Origin of the sequence: Kitasatospora acidiphila (assembly GCF_006636205.1) — a bacterium.
Taxonomy (GTDB): domain Bacteria; phylum Actinomycetota; class Actinomycetes; order Streptomycetales; family Streptomycetaceae; genus Kitasatospora; species Kitasatospora acidiphila.
Genome location: NZ_VIGB01000003.1, coordinates 8,144,904 through 8,162,288, shown reverse-complemented (window position 1 = coordinate 8,162,288; position 17,385 = coordinate 8,144,904). Strand labels below are relative to the sequence as shown.

At 73.1% G+C, this 17,385-nt stretch carries 17 protein-coding genes and 1 pseudogene; 9 read left to right on the top strand and 9 right to left on the bottom strand.

Going from position 1 to position 17,385, the window contains the following annotated elements:
* Positions 1–28: 28 nt before the first annotated feature.
* Positions 29–367, bottom strand: coding sequence for a MazG-like family protein (locus E6W39_RS38370; protein WP_141637392.1), 339 nt, complete (start codon positions 365–367; stop codon positions 29–31).
* Between the two features lie 147 nt (positions 368–514).
* On the opposite strand from E6W39_RS38370, the gene E6W39_RS38365 reads away from it, so the two are divergent.
* Both E6W39_RS38365 and E6W39_RS38360 read left to right on the top strand, forming a co-directional pair.
* A complete protein-coding gene (locus E6W39_RS38365; RefSeq protein ID WP_141637391.1) occupies positions 515–1,144 on the top strand; it encodes a DinB family protein in 630 nt (209 codons plus the stop codon).
* Positions 1,145–1,302: 158 nt separating this feature from the next.
* Positions 1,303–3,270 carry a putative Ig domain-containing protein gene (locus E6W39_RS38360; RefSeq protein WP_141637390.1) on the top strand — a complete coding sequence of 656 codons (1,968 nt, stop codon included), beginning with the start codon at positions 1,303–1,305 and terminating at the stop codon, positions 3,268–3,270.
* A 143-nt stretch (positions 3,271–3,413) separates the two neighbouring features.
* Here the strand turns inward: E6W39_RS38360 and E6W39_RS38355 are convergent, their stop codons facing one another.
* Complete coding sequence (locus E6W39_RS38355) at positions 3,414–4,052, bottom strand: hypothetical protein (RefSeq protein WP_141637389.1); 639 nt, start codon at positions 4,050–4,052, stop codon at positions 3,414–3,416.
* Between the two features lie 119 nt (positions 4,053–4,171).
* Here E6W39_RS38355 and E6W39_RS38350 point away from each other — a divergent pair, with 119 nt between their 5' ends.
* On the top strand, positions 4,172–5,140 hold the full coding sequence (locus E6W39_RS38350; RefSeq protein WP_141637388.1) for an ROK family protein: 969 nt from the start codon (positions 4,172–4,174) through the stop codon (positions 5,138–5,140).
* A 36-nt stretch (positions 5,141–5,176) separates the two neighbouring features.
* Here E6W39_RS38350 and E6W39_RS38345 read toward each other — a convergent pair whose 3' ends face one another.
* The gene (locus E6W39_RS38345; RefSeq protein ID WP_141637387.1) at positions 5,177–5,839 is read right to left on the bottom strand and encodes an HAD family hydrolase; all 663 of its coding nucleotides are present in this window, start codon (positions 5,837–5,839) and stop codon (positions 5,177–5,179) included.
* Positions 5,840–5,941: 102 nt separating this feature from the next.
* On the opposite strand from E6W39_RS38345, the gene E6W39_RS38340 reads away from it, so the two are divergent.
* The 5 genes from E6W39_RS38340 (at position 5,942) to E6W39_RS38320 (ending at position 9,471) form a co-directional block, all read left to right on the top strand.
* Entirely contained in the window at positions 5,942–6,199 is a 258-nt protein-coding gene (locus tag E6W39_RS38340; protein ID WP_141637386.1) for a dsRBD fold-containing protein, read from the top strand.
* A 158-nt stretch (positions 6,200–6,357) separates the two neighbouring features.
* Positions 6,358–6,966 (top strand): GNAT family N-acetyltransferase, encoded by a 609-nt coding sequence (locus E6W39_RS38335; protein ID WP_141637385.1) that lies wholly within the window; start codon positions 6,358–6,360, stop codon positions 6,964–6,966.
* Between the two features lie 136 nt (positions 6,967–7,102).
* Complete coding sequence (locus E6W39_RS38330; RefSeq protein ID WP_141637384.1) at positions 7,103–7,882, top strand: hypothetical protein; 780 nt, start codon at positions 7,103–7,105, stop codon at positions 7,880–7,882.
* Between the two features lie 177 nt (positions 7,883–8,059).
* Positions 8,060–8,557 carry a universal stress protein gene (locus E6W39_RS38325; protein WP_181799650.1) on the top strand — a complete coding sequence of 166 codons (498 nt, stop codon included), beginning with the start codon at positions 8,060–8,062 and terminating at the stop codon, positions 8,555–8,557.
* Between the two features lie 38 nt (positions 8,558–8,595).
* Positions 8,596–9,471 carry a universal stress protein gene (locus E6W39_RS38320; protein ID WP_141637382.1) on the top strand — a complete coding sequence of 292 codons (876 nt, stop codon included), beginning with the start codon at positions 8,596–8,598 and terminating at the stop codon, positions 9,469–9,471.
* A gap of 125 nt (positions 9,472–9,596) precedes the next feature.
* Here E6W39_RS38320 and E6W39_RS43865 read toward each other — a convergent pair whose 3' ends face one another.
* From E6W39_RS43865 to E6W39_RS38300, 5 genes and pseudogenes are all read right to left on the bottom strand, one after another.
* On the bottom strand, positions 9,597–10,349 hold the full coding sequence (locus tag E6W39_RS43865; protein WP_323809172.1) for an RtcB family protein: 753 nt from the start codon (positions 10,347–10,349) through the stop codon (positions 9,597–9,599).
* Entirely contained in the window at positions 10,255–11,034 is a 780-nt protein-coding gene (locus E6W39_RS43860; protein ID WP_323809141.1) for an RtcB family protein, read from the bottom strand. The genes E6W39_RS43865 and E6W39_RS43860 overlap by 95 nt, the downstream gene beginning before the upstream one ends.
* Positions 11,031–12,014 carry a CapA family protein gene (locus E6W39_RS38310; protein WP_141637381.1) on the bottom strand — a complete coding sequence of 328 codons (984 nt, stop codon included), beginning with the start codon at positions 12,012–12,014 and terminating at the stop codon, positions 11,031–11,033. The genes E6W39_RS43860 and E6W39_RS38310 overlap by 4 nt, the downstream gene beginning before the upstream one ends.
* A 41-nt stretch (positions 12,015–12,055) precedes the next feature.
* Entirely contained in the window at positions 12,056–12,550 is a 495-nt protein-coding gene (locus tag E6W39_RS38305; protein WP_141637380.1) for an archease, read from the bottom strand.
* Between the two features lie 352 nt (positions 12,551–12,902).
* Positions 12,903–15,685, bottom strand: a pseudogene (locus E6W39_RS38300) (SpoIIE family protein phosphatase).
* An 82-nt stretch (positions 15,686–15,767) separates the two neighbouring features.
* Here E6W39_RS38300 and E6W39_RS38295 point away from each other — a divergent pair.
* Complete coding sequence (locus E6W39_RS38295) at positions 15,768–16,274, top strand: GNAT family N-acetyltransferase (RefSeq protein ID WP_181799649.1); 507 nt, start codon at positions 15,768–15,770, stop codon at positions 16,272–16,274.
* A 21-nt stretch (positions 16,275–16,295) separates the two neighbouring features.
* Here E6W39_RS38295 and E6W39_RS38290 read toward each other — a convergent pair whose 3' ends face one another.
* A complete protein-coding gene (locus E6W39_RS38290) occupies positions 16,296–17,309 on the bottom strand; it encodes a GlxA family transcriptional regulator (protein ID WP_141637379.1) in 1,014 nt (337 codons plus the stop codon).
* Between the last annotated feature and the right edge of the window lie 76 nt (positions 17,310–17,385).

Here is a 17,385-nt window from a genome sequence, read left to right as displayed (position 1 = left end):
CTGGCGCCGCCCCCTCCGCTGGCCGGTGCTATGCGGCCCCGCGTGACTCCAGGGCCGCCAGCCGCTCGGTCAGCCCGCGCAGGTGGGCGGTGAAGTACCCGGCCGGGTCGTCGCAGAGGTGGGTCAGCAGCACCAGCGCGGTGATCGCGGTGTCGCAGGCCTCGGCCCGCACGCCGTCCCAGCCGCGCGGGTCCGGCCCCTTGCGCGGGTTGGCCCCGAGGGCGCCGATGACGGCCGAGGCGACCTCACCGCTCTCCTCCTGGAGCTTCAGGGCCTGCACCAGCACCCGCTGGTCCCTCGGTAGTTCCGAGTGCGTCTCCAGGTAACCGACAAAGTCCTCGGCGAACCGCCACGCTGCATCGTCCATGCCCGGTGATCCTGCCGGGTGGACCCACCGGTTGTCCAAGCCGGGCAAGTGACTTGACGGTCGGTCACCCACGAAATGGGGTGCGCCTCCGGAACCCACCGTGGCAGTGTTCGACGCATTGCCGTCTTCACACAGAGGAGTTCCAAGGTGGCGACATCCGCACGGCTCGGCCCCCTGCTGGCGCAGTTCGATTTCGCGTATGAGCGCCTGCGGGACCGGCTGACCGGACCGGTGATGGACAGCGGCAACGGGACGCCGATCAAGACCGGCCCGCTGACCGACGAGGAGTACCTCTGGGAGCCGGTGGCCGGCTGCTGGTCGGTGCGGCCGCGCGCGGGTGGGCCGGGGCCTCGGGCGACCCGGCTGCTCGGCGGCGGCGACTGGGGGCGTGACAGTGCGGCCGGGGAGCATCCCTGGCCCCCGCCGTTCACCACGATCGCCTGGCGGATGACCCACCTCAGCGAGATGCTCGCGCTGCGCGCCGAATACACGGTCGGCGGGCGGTCGCTGACCTTCGACGACTGCCCGGTCGGTACGGACGCCGCTTCCGCGGTCGCCATCCTGACGTCGGCCGCCCAGGCCTGGCGCGGCGCGCTGCTCGCGGCGGACGACGCGGCGCTCGACAGGGTCGGGCACTGCACCTACCCGTACGGCGGCGATGCGGAGGAGCCGTTCGTCGAGGTGGTCTGGTGGGTGAACCAGGAACTGCTGCACCACGGCGCCGAGATCGCCCTGCTGCGCGACCTCCACCGGGACCGGGGGCCGGCCGTCGGGTAGCACCGGGACACCCGAGCCGTCGCGAGAACATCGCGCCGAAGGCTTGACCCTGTGACGGGTGACATGTGTTATTGCACACGGCACCGTCGACCGCTGCGCTGCCCAGCGCGCGTCGACGGCTGCCGTCGTCCCATTTCACTGAGAGTCAGGACCCCCTTGTGCCCACAGCACGCTCCCGCGCCGGTAGCGCACTGAAACGACTGCTGCTGACCGGCCTCACCTTAGGTGTCGCCACCGCCGGGCTCAGCGGTACGGCCGGCGCGCAGCCGCAGCCGACCACTCCGGCGAGCAGCACCACGGCCGCCACCAGCCCGGACACCCACCCGGCCGCCGAGGGCTGGCAGCAGATCGACGGCACCTGGGTGCAACTCGGCGCCACCCGCCCCAACGCGATGCCCAACGCCGACACCTTCGCCAAGCAGAAGGCCGCCAAGGCGGCTGCGGCGAACGCCAGCGGCAAGGTCATCACGCACAACAACTACGACCTGCAGATGACCTACCGCGGCGGCCAGGACTCCATCGGCGTCACCACCGGATCGCCCAAGGTCTACCTGATCTATTGGGGCAGCCAGTGGGGTACCAAGGGCACCGACCCGGCCACCGGCGACACCACCTTCACCGGTGACCCCGACCAGGCCGCGCCCTACCAGCAGGAGTTCTTCAAGGGCCTGGGCAGCAGCACCGACACCTGGTCCAAGGTGATGACCCAGTACTGCGAGGGCATCGCCCCCGGCGCCGACTCCTGTCCGGCGGGCGCCAACCACGTCGGCTTCCCGCAGGCCGGGCAGACCCTGGCCGGCGTCTGGTACGACAACGCGGCGCCCTCCCCGCAGGCCGCCACCGAGCCGCAGATCGCGGCCGAAGTGCTGGCCGCCGCAAAGCACTTCGGCAATGGCGACCCGAACCAGAACCGCAACGTGCAGTACATCATCAACACCCCGCAGGGCGAGGACTCCGACAAGTGGAAGGAGTTGGGCTACTGCGCCTGGCACACCTTCATGCGGACCCCCTCGGCCGGCACCCTGGCCTACACCCTGATGCCGTACCTGACCGACGTCGGCCCGTGCGGCACCAACTGGATCAACCCCGGTCCGCGCGGCCGCCTGGACGGCTACGGGATCATCGGCGGCCATGAGTACGCCGAGACCATCACCGACCAGAACCCCGTCGGCGCCTGGACGGACGCCACCGGCCAGGAGAACGGCGACAAGTGCTCCTGGATACCGGTCGGCACCAACGGCGGGATGTTCAACCTGAAGCTGTCCACCGGTAACTTCCCGGTGCAGACCACCTGGTCCAACTACGACCACCTCTGCATGGGCGACGACCCGCTGGTCACCAACTCCCCGCTGCTGGTCACCCAGCCGTGCGAGCAGACCGTGACGAGCGGCAAGCCGGTCGACATTCCGGTGCTGGCCTCCGACGCCGCCGGGCGCCCGGTCCGCTACAGCGCCAAGGGCCTGCCCAGCGGCCTGAAGATCAACGCCACCACCGGCCACATCACCGGCACCACCACCAGCACGGGTTGGAAGTCCATCACCGTCACCGGCCAGGACGACCAGGGCAATTCGCAGAGCCAGACCTTCAAGGCCGGCTTCTTCAAGGGCCCGCAGCTCGGCTGCACCGCGATCGAGCAGCTCAACGACGCCGGCTTCGAGAACGGCACCAGCGACCACGGTGTCTGGAACGCCTCCGGCTACAACATCATCACGCCGTCCAGCGCGCACCAGCCGCACAGCGGAATGAAGTACGCCTGGCTGGGCCAGAACACCGCGACCGACGACTCCATCACCCAGTGGGTCGAGACCACCCCGGGCTACAGCAAGGAGCACCTCTCCTTCTGGCTGAACATCACCGGCAACACCCCGGGCACCACGGCCGCCGCCGGCCCGCCGGTCGACACCCTCGCCCTGGAGCTCTACGACCAGTGGAGCGGCAACTACCTCGGCACCGTGCGGACTTGGAACAACCAGAACACCACCAGCGGCTACCAGTTGCAGCAGCTGGACCTGACGCCGTTCGTGTCACCGGAGTTCGGGTCCACGGTCGGCATCAAGCTGGTCGCCCATGAGACCAGTGGCAAGACCGCGTTCCTGATCGACGACGCCTCGGTGAAGCTCTACTGAGACATCCGGGTCTGCCCTCGGCCGCACGGCCGGGGGCAGACCCACCGCCAGTCCGGGAGCGCGGCGCGGCCACCGGTCGCAGCGCACGGGAGCGCGCCCCAGCCTGAGGCGCTGCGGCCGGTCACCGCGCATCCGGCTCGGCATCAGCTCGGGATGATCATGCAGCCCAGCAGCCCGGCCCCGCGTTCCACCGCCCCGCGCCACAGCGGCACCAGCCCGTCCAGCATCACGTCCGCTTCGCGGGGGTCGCCGTCACCCGTCTCGCAGAGCCACTCGGCGGTGCGTTCCCCGGCGGCGCGGCGCTCCTCGGGGTCCAGGGCCAGGGCAGTAGTGACGGCGGGCAAGGTGGCGCGGACTTCGTCGGCGGTGAGCACGAAGTCGCCGAACCAGCCGGGCAGCATGGCGAACCGGGCCGGGCCCAGGCCGTGCGCCAGCGCCGCCGCCGGGTAGCCCTTGCGGCATCCAGCGCAGACCACCAGGTCGTGCCACTCCTTCGGTGACCGGTTCATCGCGTCGTAGAGCAGCTCGACGTGCTCGTCCAGCGGGCAGGCGTCGGACAGTTCCATGAAGGCCTCGCTCGCGGCCTCCGACACCGCCTCGTCGGACCGGCGCCGCGGCCGCAACCCCCGGACCAGCTCGGGTGCTTGGACCCACTGCTCCCACAACCCGCGTGTCTCCGGCAGGTTTTGCCGCTCGGCTATGACCGGCCTCAGCACCGGCGCGAGCTCCGCCACCACCGGGTCGGGCAACGGGACCACCACCCACATTCCCAGGAAGCTCACGATCGTTTCCCCCACTCTCGGACGTCGCGGTGAGAACGCTAGCGGCGACGGCTGACAACCTGTGATCGCCGGGGAGGTCCTCTCCCCTGCGCCGAACGCCAGCCCGTATGCTCCAGATCATGGACAGCCACCCCGTGCACCGACCGAGCGGCAGCGAAACCGCCGTGACCGCGGCCGTCGACATCGGCGGCACCAAGATCGCCGCCGGCCTCGTCGACCGGGACGGCACCCTGCGGCACCGGTGCCAGGTGCCCACCCCCGCCCAGGAGTCGGCTGAGTCGGTGTTCGCCGCGGTGGCCCGGGCCGTGGACGCGCTCGCCGAGCACCCGCTGTGGCCCCGGGCCACCGCCGTCGGCGTCGGCAGCGCCGGGCCGGTGGACATCCGGTCCGGCACCGTCAGCCCCGTCAACATCCCCGGGTGGCGCGACTTTCCGCTGGTCGAGCAGGTGCTGAAGCACCCCGCGATCGGTGACCGGCCGGTGGTGCTGGGTGGCGACGCCGTCGCGATGGCGGCCGCCGAGCACTGGCGCGGCGCCGCGCGGCCGTACCGCAACGCGCTCTGCATCGTGGTCTCCACCGGGGTCGGCGCCGGTCTGGTGCTGGACGGCAAGGTGCATCCGGGGCCGAGCGGCAACGCCGGGCACCTGGGCCACATCAGCATCGACCCGGACGGCGAACCGTGTGCCTGCGGTTCGCGCGGCTGCCTCGAAGGGCTGGCCAGCGGTACCGCCATCGCCCGCCATGCCCGGGCGGCGGGCTGGCGGCCCAGTGGCGGCGACGACTCCGCGGTGGCCGTCGCCCAGGCCGCCGGGGCCGGGGATCCGCTGGCCCTGGCCGCCTTCGACCGCGCGGCCCGGGCGCTGGCGGTGGGCATCGCCGGCACCGCCGCGCTGGTCGACCTGGAAGCCGTGGTGATCGGCGGCGGCGTCGCGCAGGCCGGTGAGCTGTTCTTCGCCCCGCTCCGGCGCCACCTCGACGACTACGCCACGCTCTCCTACACCCGTGGCCTGGTGGTGGCCCCCGCGCAGCTGGGCACCGACGCGGGGGTGATCGGGGCGGCCGCGCTGGCGCTCGGCGCGACCCACTGACCGAGCGCCCCTGACCGAACGGCACTCGCCGAGCGCTCAGCCCGCGCCCGTCAGCCGCTCCAGCACCGGCAGTACCCCGCGCAGGTCGCCGCCGTCCACCGTCGCACTCGCCGCCGACCGCGCGCCCGGCGAGGCGTTGAACGCCACGCTCAGCCCCACCGAGGCGAACAGCGGCAGATCGGAGCGGCTGTCGCCGACGGCGGCGCAGCGGCGCGGGTCCAGTCCCAGGGCGCGGGCCTGGGCCAGGGCGACGTCCCGCTTGTCGTACTCGTCGAAGTGGGTGGCGACCCGACCGGTGTACCGGCCGCCGACCGTCTCCAGGGTCGGCCCGCTGAACGCCTGGAACCCGAACCGCTCGGCCAGGTAGCCGCCGACCGGTGACCAGGCGAGGGTCGCGAGCACCGGCACCAGGCGGCGGTCGCGGCACCAGGCGACGGTCTCCGCTATGCCCGTGACCAGCGGCAAGTCGTCCAGCAGCCCGCGCACCCGGGCCTCGGTCGCTCCGGTCCAACCCGCCGCGTCCAGTTCGGAGACCTGCCGGTTGTCCACCGTGCCGGCCGCATAGGCGTCCTCGGCGGCGGCCAGTTCGGCGCGGTGCCCGAGGGATCCCGCGAGATGGACGGACGAGCTGGTCCCGGGCACCAGGGTGCCGTCCACATCGAAGAAGACCGCGCCGATTACATGATCATCCGTCAGCATCGGCCCATGATGCCACGCCCCCACGGCCGGAGTACGGCGCGCTCGGCAGGGCGGCCCGGGCGGGAGCAGGATGGGAGACGGGCGTCTAGGAGGCTGGTCGGCATGGTGCGTACCAAGGAGTGGCAGCTGCGGCTGGAGCTCACCGAGGACGGGGACCTCACCACGGTGCACGCCGTGCTGGACACCGGCGAAGGGGTGCTGGAGACCACCAGCAGCGCGCGCCGCAATCCGCTGGACGCCCGGGTGCCGCAGATCGGCGACGAGTTCGCCGTCGGCCGGGCCCTGGTGGAGCTGGGCCACCAGCTGCTCCGCGCCGGCACGGCGGAGGCGACCGGCAACGACCCGGCCGCCCGGGAGTAGCCGCCTGGCGGCGAACGCCCTGGTCGCCCCGGTCGCCCCGGAGTGAACGCCCCGGTCACCTGAGGGTGACCCGCTCTCCCGGAAAGCCCTGGGCCGCGCTAGGCTCCTCATGCGTACCAAACGTTTGTTATGCACAGTCGCGCCCCAAGGAGACCCCGGTGTTCGCCATACCGCTGTCCGAGACCCTCCCCGCCGAGCTCCGCCCGCTGGAGCCGCACCACGCCGAGGAGTTCCTCGCGCACATGGACCGGGGCCGGGTCAGCGTGGACCGGTTCATCAGCTTCGCCTCGCGCAGCACCGACCTTGACTCCGCGCGCGCCACCCTGCAGCGGTACGCCGACCGCGCCGCCGCGGACACCGCCCGGATCTACGGCATCTGGCTGGACGGCACCCTGGTGGGCGGGGTGATGTTCCCGCACTTCGACACCACGCACGGGATCGCCGAGATCGGGGTCTGGGCGGAGCCGGCCGGCGAGGGGCTCGGGCTGATCTCCGCCGGAGTGCGGCACCTGATCGAGTACGCGCTGGTGGAGCGCGGCATGCCGATCGTCGAGTGGCTGAGCAGCCCGGAGAACACCCGCAGCCGGGCCGTCGCCGAGCGGGCCGGGATGAGCCTGGACGGCGTGCTCCGCTCCCGCTACCCCCACAACGGCGCCCGGCAGAACAAGGAGGTCTGGTCGCTGCTCGCCGAGGAGTGGCTGGCGAGCGAGCAGCGCGCCGAGTTCCTCGCCTCGCGCGAGCGGCTGCGCGCGGCCCGGGTGAGCTGACACCCCCGCCGGTCCGGGACGCCCCGTCCGGCAGGCCCCGTCCGATAAACCGTCAGAATCGTCCGACCCGCATGGCAGAATGCCAACTCCGCCATTTTCAGGGAGGGTTCCAGTGCGAGCGGGATGGATGCCGGGTGTGGTCGGGGCAGTGCTCACGGTGGTCCTGGGGGCGAGCGGCTGCTCGTCCGACGGCGGCAGACCGCTGGCGGACGGCAGCACCGCGACGCCGACCACGGCGGTCGCCGTCGTGCCCACCCCGTCGGCTTCGCCGACCATCGCCGTCCCGTCCTACACCCCGCCTGACTGCCCGTCGGGTTCACCGGCGCCCGGCGGCCCGGTGAACGGCCACGATCTGCGGGCCCTGCTGCCGATCTGCCAGTACCAGAACCGGCCGGCCGACTGGACGCCGGAACTCACGAGCCTGGAGGACGGCGGGCCCGCGTCGGCCCCCGCCGCGGCCGAACTGCCCGGCAAGGACTGCTCGTTCCTGGTGGACGCCAAGGGCTTCAACCTGTCCACCGACTTCCGGACCGCCTGGGCCAGGGAGAGCGACGACGCCCCCAGCGACAGCGTCTTCCACCCCGTGGTCGACGACTTCATCGCCGCCTACCAGCCCGGCGACGCCAAGAAGCTCCTCGGCGACATCCGGGACTTCGCGGACCGCTGCTCCTCCTTCGACGTCTACTCGGGCCGCCAGACCACCATGACGGTGACCGCCGACCCGCTGTCCGGGCTCGGCGACGAGGCCATCGACCTCAAGTGCACGCCGGGGCCCGACGCGATCGTGCAGCGGATGGAGTCGATCATCATCCGGGTCGGCGACCGGGTGCTGTTCGTCACCGGCGACAACCACCGGGGCGGGATGCCGAAGCTGCAGGACCTCGCCACGCTGGAGGTGCGGGGCCTGAGCGGCTGAGCCGCTGATCGCGGCAAGCCGGCCGGCCGCGCTCCCCCGCACCGCGGGCACGCGCGAACCGGCCGGTAGGAGAGGACCATGAACAGCAGAGCACGGTCCGGCGGGCCGCACCCACCGGACCGGCTCGGGTGTGCCGGGCCCGCCTCGCCCACCGGCAGCACGTCGCTGGAGGTCCCCATGAGCGACACCCACCCGCAGGCATCCGCCGGTCCGATCGTGGTCGGCACGGACGGCTCTGAGTCGGCCCGCCAAGCCGTGCTCTTCGCCCTGCGCGAGGCGCAGCTGCGCGGCACCAGCGTGCGCGCGGTCTGCGCCTACGGTTCCGGCCGCACCCACGGCACCAGCCGCACCGCACAGCACGGCATGGAGCGGATCGCGTGGCCCAGCGCCACCGGAAACCTGCCCCCGCACCAGCACGACATCGTGACGCGCCAGACGACCGACTCGGTCGAGGAACTGCGCCAGGAGGTCGGCGAACCGTTCGTCGAGGTCGAGGTCCGCTGCGACCGCGGCCGTCCCGCACAGGTCCTGCTGGACGAGAGCCAGGATGCGAGCCTGCTGGTGGTGGGTTCCCGCGGTGCCGGTGCGTGGGGCCGCCTCGCGCTCGGCTCGACCAGCACCGAGGTCATCCACCACGCCCACCTGCCGGTGGTCGTCGTGCCGATCCGCAAGTGAGCAGTCCGAACCCACGCCAGGAAGGTGGGGCAACCAGCATGCGACCCGAGATCGTCGTCGGTCTCGACGGCTCACCCGAAAGCCTGTCCGCCGCCCACTGGGCCGCCCGTGAGGCCCAGCGGCGGGCCCTGGCGCTGCGGCTGCTGCACCTGTGGATCCTGCCGCCGATGACGGGCCAGCAGATCGTCCGCGAGGACCAGCAGGCCGCCGCCTCCGAGCGCCTGCTCCATGAGGCCAGGCACGCCATGCGGCAGCAGTATCCCGGCCTGCAGCTCATCAACCAGGTGCTGCCCGCCGACTCCCCCGCCGCCCTGGTGTCGGCCGCCCAGGACGCCGAGCTGGTGGTCCTCGGCTCGCAGGGGCTCGGGACCGTCAGCGGCTACCTGCTCGGCTCCGTGGCGCTGTACGCCGTCGCCCACGCCGACCGACCGGTGGTGCTGGTCCGGACGGATGGGGAGCCGTCCGGCACCCGGCTCCCGGCCGCACCGCCCGGCGGCGTCGCGGTCGGCGTCAGCCTCCGGGCCGGGTACGACAACACCTTGGACTTCGCCTTCGACGCCGCCCAGCGGCGCGACGCCGCGCTGCTCGCCGTGCACGCCACCAGCCGCCGCCGGCCGGTGATCGCCCGGGAGCACCCGCCGGCGGAGGCCTCGCCCGAGGCGGACCGGCAGGCGCTGAGCGCCGCGCTGGCACCCTGGCGGGCGAAGTACCCGGACGTCCACGTCGTGGAGCACCTCAGCCAGGAGAGCCCGGCCCGCGCCGTCGTGGACATCGCGGTCGGTGCCCGGCTCCTGGTCGTCGGCCGCGGCGGATACCGCAGCGGCCCGGCGCCGCGGATCGGCTCGGTGGCCCACGCCGCCATCCACCACTCCGTCTGCCCGGTCGCCGTCATCCCCCACGACCCCCGCGACTGACAGTGAGCGCCGTACGACCGGGCGGCAGGACCACGCCGTTCGGTCGGCGAGCCGCGGCGGGTGCCCGGTCGCCGTCAGCCCTTGACGACGGTCACCGTCAGCCCTTGAGCACGCCCGGCGGTACGTCAGCCCTTGACGACCCCCAGCGGTACCAGGCGGGCGACCAGCCGCGCGAGTCCGGCACCCTCGGTGGCGGCGGCGACCGCGTCGACGTCCTTGTAGGCCTCGGGTGCCTCCTCCGCGAGACCGCGCCAGGAGGCCGGGCGCACCGCGATGCCGCCCGCCTCCAGCTGGTCGCGGAGCCGCTCACCGCGCACCATGCGCAACGCGTGGTGGCGGCTCCAGACCCGGCCGGCGCCGTGGCAGGCGGAGTGGAACGCGTCGTTGCCCGGCAGGCCGACCATCACGTACGAGGCCGTGCCCATGGTGCCGGGGACCAGCACCGGCTGCCCGGCGTCGGCGAGGTCGGGCGGCAGGCTGGGATCGCCGGGCGGCAGCGCCCGGGTGGCGCCCTTGCGGTGGACGCAGAGCTGCCGCTCGGCACCGCCGACCCGGTGGGTCTCGATCTTGGCCATGTTGTGGGAGATGTCGTAGACCAGCGCCAGGCCCGCCCCGGCCGCGGTGGCGAAGGCGCGGCGGGCGGCCTCGGAGAGCAACTGCCGGTTGGCGCGGCCGTAGTTGGCGGCGGCCGCCATGGCGCCGAGGTAGGCGCGGCCGGGTGCGGAGTCGACGGGTACGCAGGCGAGTTGGCGGTCCGGGAGGGAGATCTTGTAGCGGTGCAGGTCACGCTCCATGGTGCGGACGTGGTCGGTGCAGACCTGGTGGCCGAGGCCCCGCGAGCCACAGTGGATCATGACGCAGACCTGGCCTTCGTGCAGCCCGAAGGCGGCCGCGGTGTCGGGGGCGAAGAGCTGGTCGACGGCTTGGACCTCGAAGGAAGTGGTTGCCGCTGCCCAGGCTGCCGACCTGGTACAGGCCCCGTGCCACGGCCCGGCTGCTGACCTGCCCGGGGGCGGCGCCCTCCAGGACGCCGAGGTCCTCGCAGCGGTCCAGGTCGCGCGGCACGCCGTGGCCGTGCTCCACCGCGTACCGGGCGCCGCCGACCAGCAGCTCGTCCATCTCCTCGGTGCCGGACAGCTCCCACAGGCCGCCGCGCCCCATGCCGCGCGGGATGGTGTCGTCCAGGATGTCCATCAGGCGGTGCATCCGCTGGGGATCGAGTTCCTCGCGGTCGATGCCGGCCGCCAGCAGCCTCACCCCGCAGGAGATGTCGAAGCCGACGCCGCCCGGTGAGATGACGCCGCCGTGGCCGATGTCGGTGGCGGCCACTCCGCCGATCGGGAAGCCGTAGCCCCAGTGCACGTCGGGCATGGCGTAGGAGGCGCGCACGATCCCGGGCAGGGTCGCCACGTTGGCCACCTGCTCCAGTGCCTTGTCCCCCTCCCCTTGCGGCAGCAGCTCCTTGGACGCGTACACCACCCCGGGGACCCGCATCAGGTCCTGCTGCTCGATGCGGAAGCGGTACGCGCTCTCCTCGGTGAGCCTGATCTCCACGTCACTCATCTCCAATCGACGGTCAGCCGTCCGGCACGCTCGCCCACCGGGGTGCCGAACTCGGCGCAGGCGGTGGTGAACCGCTCGCGGATCCACACCCACTCCTCGCCCCGGGCCGGGCTGGTGTGGCAGTAGTCGAGGAACAGGGGCAGCGCCTCCAGCCGGACGGGCGCCGGGCGGGCGGGATCGGGCCCGCCCAGGGTCACCAGGAACAGCAGGCTCAAGTCGTTGCGCAGGACCGGGTCGACGGCGTAGTCGTCGACGAAGTCGCCCATGTCGTAGAGGATCCGGTCGGCGACGCCGTGGAACACGTGGGCGGAGTGCCCGGCGACCAGGGTCGCTCCGGCGGCCAGCAGGTCGGCCGCCGCCGCGCGCACGTGCCGGGGCGGGTGGGAGGTCATGTTGGGGCCCCAGTGCGGCGTGACCAGCACGGCGTCGGCCTGCCGCGCGGCGCGCTCCACCAAGTGGCCGAGCCAGTCGGGCACGCCCCGGTACAGGTCGGCCCAGGCGACGCCGGGGCGCTGCTCGCCGGCCGCGAACTCCGCCGGGTGGTCGGTGGCGCCGACCACGGCCAGGCGCACGCCGCCCGCCTCCAGGACCGCGAACTCCCGGGCCGCCAGGACGTCCCGCCCCGCGCCCACCACGCGGACGCCGGCGTGCTCCAGCAGGCTCCGGGTGTCGGCCAGGGCGTCGAATCCGTAGTCCAGGGCGTGGTTGTTGGCCAGGGTCACGCAGTCCACCCCGAGCTCGGCGAGCACGGTCGCGGCGGCGGGCGGGGCGCGGAAGAAGAACGGCTTGAGCGGGTCCCGCCAGCGGCGGCCCCGGTCGGAGACGCAGCACTCCAGGTTGAGCACCACGAGGTCGGCCGCCGCAAGTGCCTGCCGTACCTCGGTGGCCAGCAGGGTCCGCGGTGTCGGCGAGCGCCGCAGCTCTTCGGCGACGCCGCGCCCGAGCATGGTGTCGCCGGCCAGTGCCACCGTGAGCGCCATACCTCCGCTCCAATCCCCCTGTTCAGTCGGACGGTGTCCGGTCAGACGTCGACCGTCACCGCGCAGGTCCAGCCGTCGGGGCCGCCGCGCAGGTGCAGGCCGTGCAGCGAGACGGCCTTCGGCACCGCGCCGACCGGCTCGGCGGTGCCGGCGTCCGCCATCCGGAAACGCACCGACAGCGCCCGGCCGTCCGCCGTGTCCCGGATCGCGAGCACCTCCGTGTCGAGCGGTATCTCGCCGTCGGCATCCATCCGGTAGACGACCTCCTCCAGGACGGCCACCAGCAGGTCCTCGTCCGCCGCCGCGCTGACCTCGCACACCCGCTCCCCGACGGGCCGGGCCGCCGAGGTGTCGGCGAAGCCCTCGACCACCGCGCGCACCGCCTCCGTGATGCAGCCCGCCACGGTCGGCGACCATGCCTCCACCCGCAGGTCGGCCGTGTGCGCCACGGTTCGGTGGCCGCTGGCTGAGCGCTGCTGCCCGGTCACCGGCAGCGCCCCCTCACATCGCGTGCGCGAAGCCGACTGCCCGCGCATCTCCCGGGCCCTCCTTGCCGGTTCGGGCCCGTGCTTCCATCCTGCTGCACCGGCCCGGCCAACGCGATCGGGTGGGCGCTCGCGCCGACGGCGGCCTTGATCGGTTGCCCGGTTCACATCGCCCGTTTTCCGGCACGGCGGTGGGCTCACGCGGCGAACTCGCAGGCCTGGGCCCACCGAGCACTGCGGATGCCCCTGGTGGGTGGTCGGGCAGCGCGGTCAGGACATGGCTCCGGTCACCAGGCGTTCGCGGTGGAACATGGCCGCCACCAGCCGCCAGGCGACCACGTCGACCACCAGCAGGGCGACTCCCAGGCTCACCGCGATGGTGCGGCTCGTACGCTGGGGCGGCTCACAGGAGCAACGCCTCGAACTGGAACTCCGGTGCGGTCAGCGGTTGTTCAGCCCAGATGACCTTGCCCCGGGCCGGGTACCTGGTGCCCCACCGCTCGGCCAGCTGCGCCACCAGGAACAGGCCCCGGCCGCCCTCGTCCGTGGTGGCGGCGTAGCGCAGGTGCGGGGCGGTGCTGCTGCCGTCGGAGACTTCGCAGACCAGGCTGCGGTCCCGCAGCATGCGGACCCGGATCGGCGCGGCACCGTAGCGGATGGCGTTGGTGATCAGCTCGCTGAGGATCAGCTCGGCGGTGAAGGTCAGATCCTCCAGTCCCCAGGCTGCCAGCTGCTCGACGCACTCGTTCCGCACGCGTGACACCGCGGCGAAGTCGAACGGCACGTCCCAGGTGGCCACCTGGCCGGGGTCGAGCAGCCGGGTGCGCGCGACGAGGAGCGCGATGTCGTCGCTCCGGCGCGGCGGGACCAGCGCGTCGAACACGGCCTGGCAGATGTCGTCCGGGGAGCGGCGGGCGTCGGCGCCCACCAGGGAGCGGCGCAGTGCCTCGAGGCCGGTCCCCAGGTCGCGGTCCCGGTTCTCGACGAGCCCGTCGGTGTAGAGCACCAGGGTGCTTCCGGGCGCCAGCCGCAGTTCGGCCGTCTCGAAGGGCAGACCGCCCACGCCGAGCGGCGGCCCGGCCGGCAGGTCGACGAACTGCGCACCGCCGTCCGGGTCCACCAGCACGGGCGGTGGATGGCCGGCCCGCGCCATGGTGCAGTCTCCGGACACCGGATCGTAGATCGCATACAGACAGGTGGCGCCCGTGACGGGCGCTCGTTCACCATCGCCCGTGATGTCCTGCTCTCCCACGGCCGCCTCCACCTGGTCGAGGCGGGTGACCAGTTCGTCGAGGCGGCCGAGCAGTTCGTCCGGCGGCAGGTCGAGGGTGGAGAAGTTGAGCACGGCCGTGCGCAGGCGGCCCATGGTGGCGGCGGCGTGCAGACCGTGGCCGACGACGTCACCGACGACGAGCGCCACGCGGAACCCGGGCAGCGGGATGACGTCGAACCAGTCTCCGCCGACCCCGTGCAGCGCCGGCAGGTAACGGTAGGCCGCGTCCAGGCCGCTCTGCTCGGGCAGCCCCCGGGGCAGCAGACTGCGCTGCAGCGTCTCCGCCATCCGGTGCTCACGGGTGTACCGGCGGGCGTTCTCGATGCAGACCGCCGCGCGGGCGACCAGTTCCTCGGCGAAGGAGACGTCCTCCTCCCCGAACGGCGCGGACTCCCCCGCTCGCCAGAAGTTGACCGTGCCCAGGGTCAGACCGCGGGCACGCAGGGGTGCGCAGATCAGCGAGTGGACCCCGTAGTCGAGCACCCGCTCGGAGGCCCCGGGTCACGCGCCCGCCAGGCGTGCGCCTGGCGCAGATCGGCGGCGAGCACGGCGTGCCCGGTCTCCATGGCGGTCTCCTCCGGAGTGCCCGGGAGCGGTTCGATCTGCCAGCCCACCGGATAGAACGGCTGGTCGTCGCTGATGCCGCTGCTGACGGCCGCACGGCGGATCCGCGGGCGCTCCCCGGTGCCCGGGTCCGGGAGCGGCTCCTCGCCGCGCAGCACCGGATCGGCCAACTCGACCGTGACGAAGTCGGCGAACCGGGGAACCGCGACATCGGCCAGTTCCTGAGCGGTCCGCACCACGTCCAAGGTGGTGCCGACCCGCACCCCCGCGTCGTAGAGCAGCTGCAGCCGGGCCCGGGCTTCCTCGGCCTGCCCGGCGAGCGCTCGCAGCTCGGTGGTGTCCCGGATGGTCGCGACGCTGCCCGGCCCGCCGCCGAACGGTGCGGTGGGGCGGTTGTTGACGGCGAGCAGCCGGTCCTCGGCCTGGTGCACCTCGTCGGTGGCGACCCGCCCGGATGCCAGCAGCTCGGCCAGCCCGGGATCGAGCCCGAGCTCGGTGACGGGCTGCCCCTCCACCTCGGGCGGCAGGTCGAGCAACCGCCGGGCCTCGTCGTTCGCCAGCAGCACCCGCCCGTCCCCGCCGACGATCAGCACACCCTCGCGGACGGCGTGCAGCACCGCGTCGTGGTGCTCGAACATCTGCGTCATCTCGGACGGGTCGTAGCCGCGCGTCTGGCGGCGCAGCCGCCGGCGCACCAGCAACGCCCCACCGGTGCCCACCACGAGCGCGACCGCCGCGCCGCCGATCAGGACCGGGAGCTGCCGGCCCACCGCGCTGGACGTGTGCGCGACCGTGTAGCCGACCTGGACCACGCCCGCGATCGAACCGTCCGGCCTGGTGACGGGCGCGGTGCTCTCCACGACCTTCCCGATGGGCGCGGTGAAGCTGATCGTGATCGGCCCCTTGAAGGCTTCCTGGTACGGGCCGACGACGTGCTTCCCGACCAGCGAGGGGTTGTCGGACGTGTAGCGGATCCCCTGCGGGCTGGCGAACACCACGTAGTCGAAGTTGCCCTTCGTCATGACCTCGTTCGCCAGCGGCTGCAGCACCGCGGTCGGATTGGGGCCGTCCAGCGCGATCGCCACGGCGGGGACCTGCGCCAGGGTGACGGCAGCGGCGCGCGTGCGATGCTCGGCATCGTTCATGGCGTTGTTCCTGGCCTGCAGCACGAGCGCCGTCAGCGCCGCGCCGACCAGCAGCACCACGACGGCCAGCAGCCAGACGAACACCTGCCCGGCGACACTGCGCACCCTCAGCCGAGAGCGCAGCCCGCCCCCGGCGGACCGGTGTTCCCCTGGTCCGCCGGCCGCCGCGCCGCCCCGAGCGGCGTCACCGTCCGCTGCATCCATCCAGGCCGTCCCTCGATTCCCCTCCACGCTGCCACTCCGCCCGGGGATGTGCATAGCGGGAGGGCTTCATGAGAATGGGGGCATGGCTGCGCAGAAGGTGACCTTGCGGAAGATGACGCCGTCGGAGTACGACCTGGCGACCGAGCATCGAGAAGCCGAGACGGCCCGAGAACTCGGCAAGTTCATGCCCGAGGAGCTGGCGCGGGAGCGGGCTCAGCGGGGTACGGCGCAGTTCCTCCCCGACGGGGCCGACACGGCCGGTCACCATCTCGTGGTGGCGGAGAACGGGTCGGGCGAGGTGGTGGGGAACGCGTGGATCGGCCCGGATCCGCGCCGGGCCTCGGGCACTGCCGGCGCGGCGTGGCTGTACGACATCAATGTCTTCCCCGCGTTCCGGCGCCGCGGCTACGGGTCCGGCATCCTCTCAGCCGCCGAGGAACTCGTCGCCCGCGAGGGCTGGACGTCTCTCGGCTTGAACGTCTTCGGGGACAATGAGGCGGCCATCGCCCTCTATCAGCGCAATGGCTATGACGTGTCGTCCATGTCGCTGCGCAAGAGCGTCCAGCCGGCGCCCGGCATCGGCAGCTGACACCGGCAGGCAAGGCCGGGGTCAGCCGGCAGCCGCGGCGTTGACCGGCTGGCGGCTGGGCGGCTCGCGGTCCCGGCCCTGGAAGGTGCGGCGGTACGCGGCGGGTGAGACGCCGATCGCGGCGGCCAGGTGCTGGCGCAGCGAGGAGGCGCTGCCGAACCCGGCGTGCTCGGCGACCCGGTCCACCGGCAGGTCGCTGGACTCCAGTAGCCTGCGGGCGAGTTCGAGCCGCTGGGTGGTGAGCCACTGGCCGGGGGTCTGGCCGGTCTCGGCGAGGAAACGGCGGCTGAAGGTCCGCACGCTCATGCCCGCCTGGGTGGCCAACTGGGCGAGTTTGATGGGCTGGTGGAGCTGCCGGAGGGCCCACTCGCGGGCCCCGGCGGTGTCGCTGCCGCTCGCGTCGGGGACGGGGCGGGCGATGTACTGGGCCTGTCCGCCGTCGCGCCATGGCGGCACGACGCACAGGCGGGCGACCCGGTTGGCGATGTCGCTGCCGTGGTCGCTGCGGATCAGGTGCAGGCAGAGGTCCATCCCGGCGGCGGCGCCGGCCGAGGTGAGCACGTCGTCGTCGTCCACGTAGAGCACGTCGGGATCGAGCGGGGTCCGCGGGTAGCGCTCGCGGAAGCGCTCGGCGTGCACCCAGTGCGTGGTGGCGGGCCGACCGTCGAGCAGCCCGGCGGCGGCGAGGACGAAGGCGGCCGTGCAGATCGACACCAGGCGGCTACCGGGCCCAAGGCGGCCCAGCGCGGCCGCGACCGGCTCGGGGAGCGGGTCGCCGACGCCGATCGGGTCGTCGATGGCCGCCACGATCAGGGTGTCGGCGGTGGCGATCACGCTCGCGTCGTGCTCGACGGCGATCGAGAAGTCCTCGCTGGTGCGCACCGGCCGACCGTCCGGGGTGCAGGTGAGCACCTCGTAGAGCCGGTCGCCGCCCGGGCCGCGGGCGAGGCCGAAGGCCTTGGCGGGGATGCCGAGTTCGAAGGGGAAGACGCCGGGGAGGGCGAGGACGACGACGCGGTGCCTGGCTCGCTGCATGGCCGGATCCTCTCACTTGTTGGCGATCTGGCCACTCGTTTCGGTCGCCAGGTGGCGGCAGGCTGGTGATCAACCG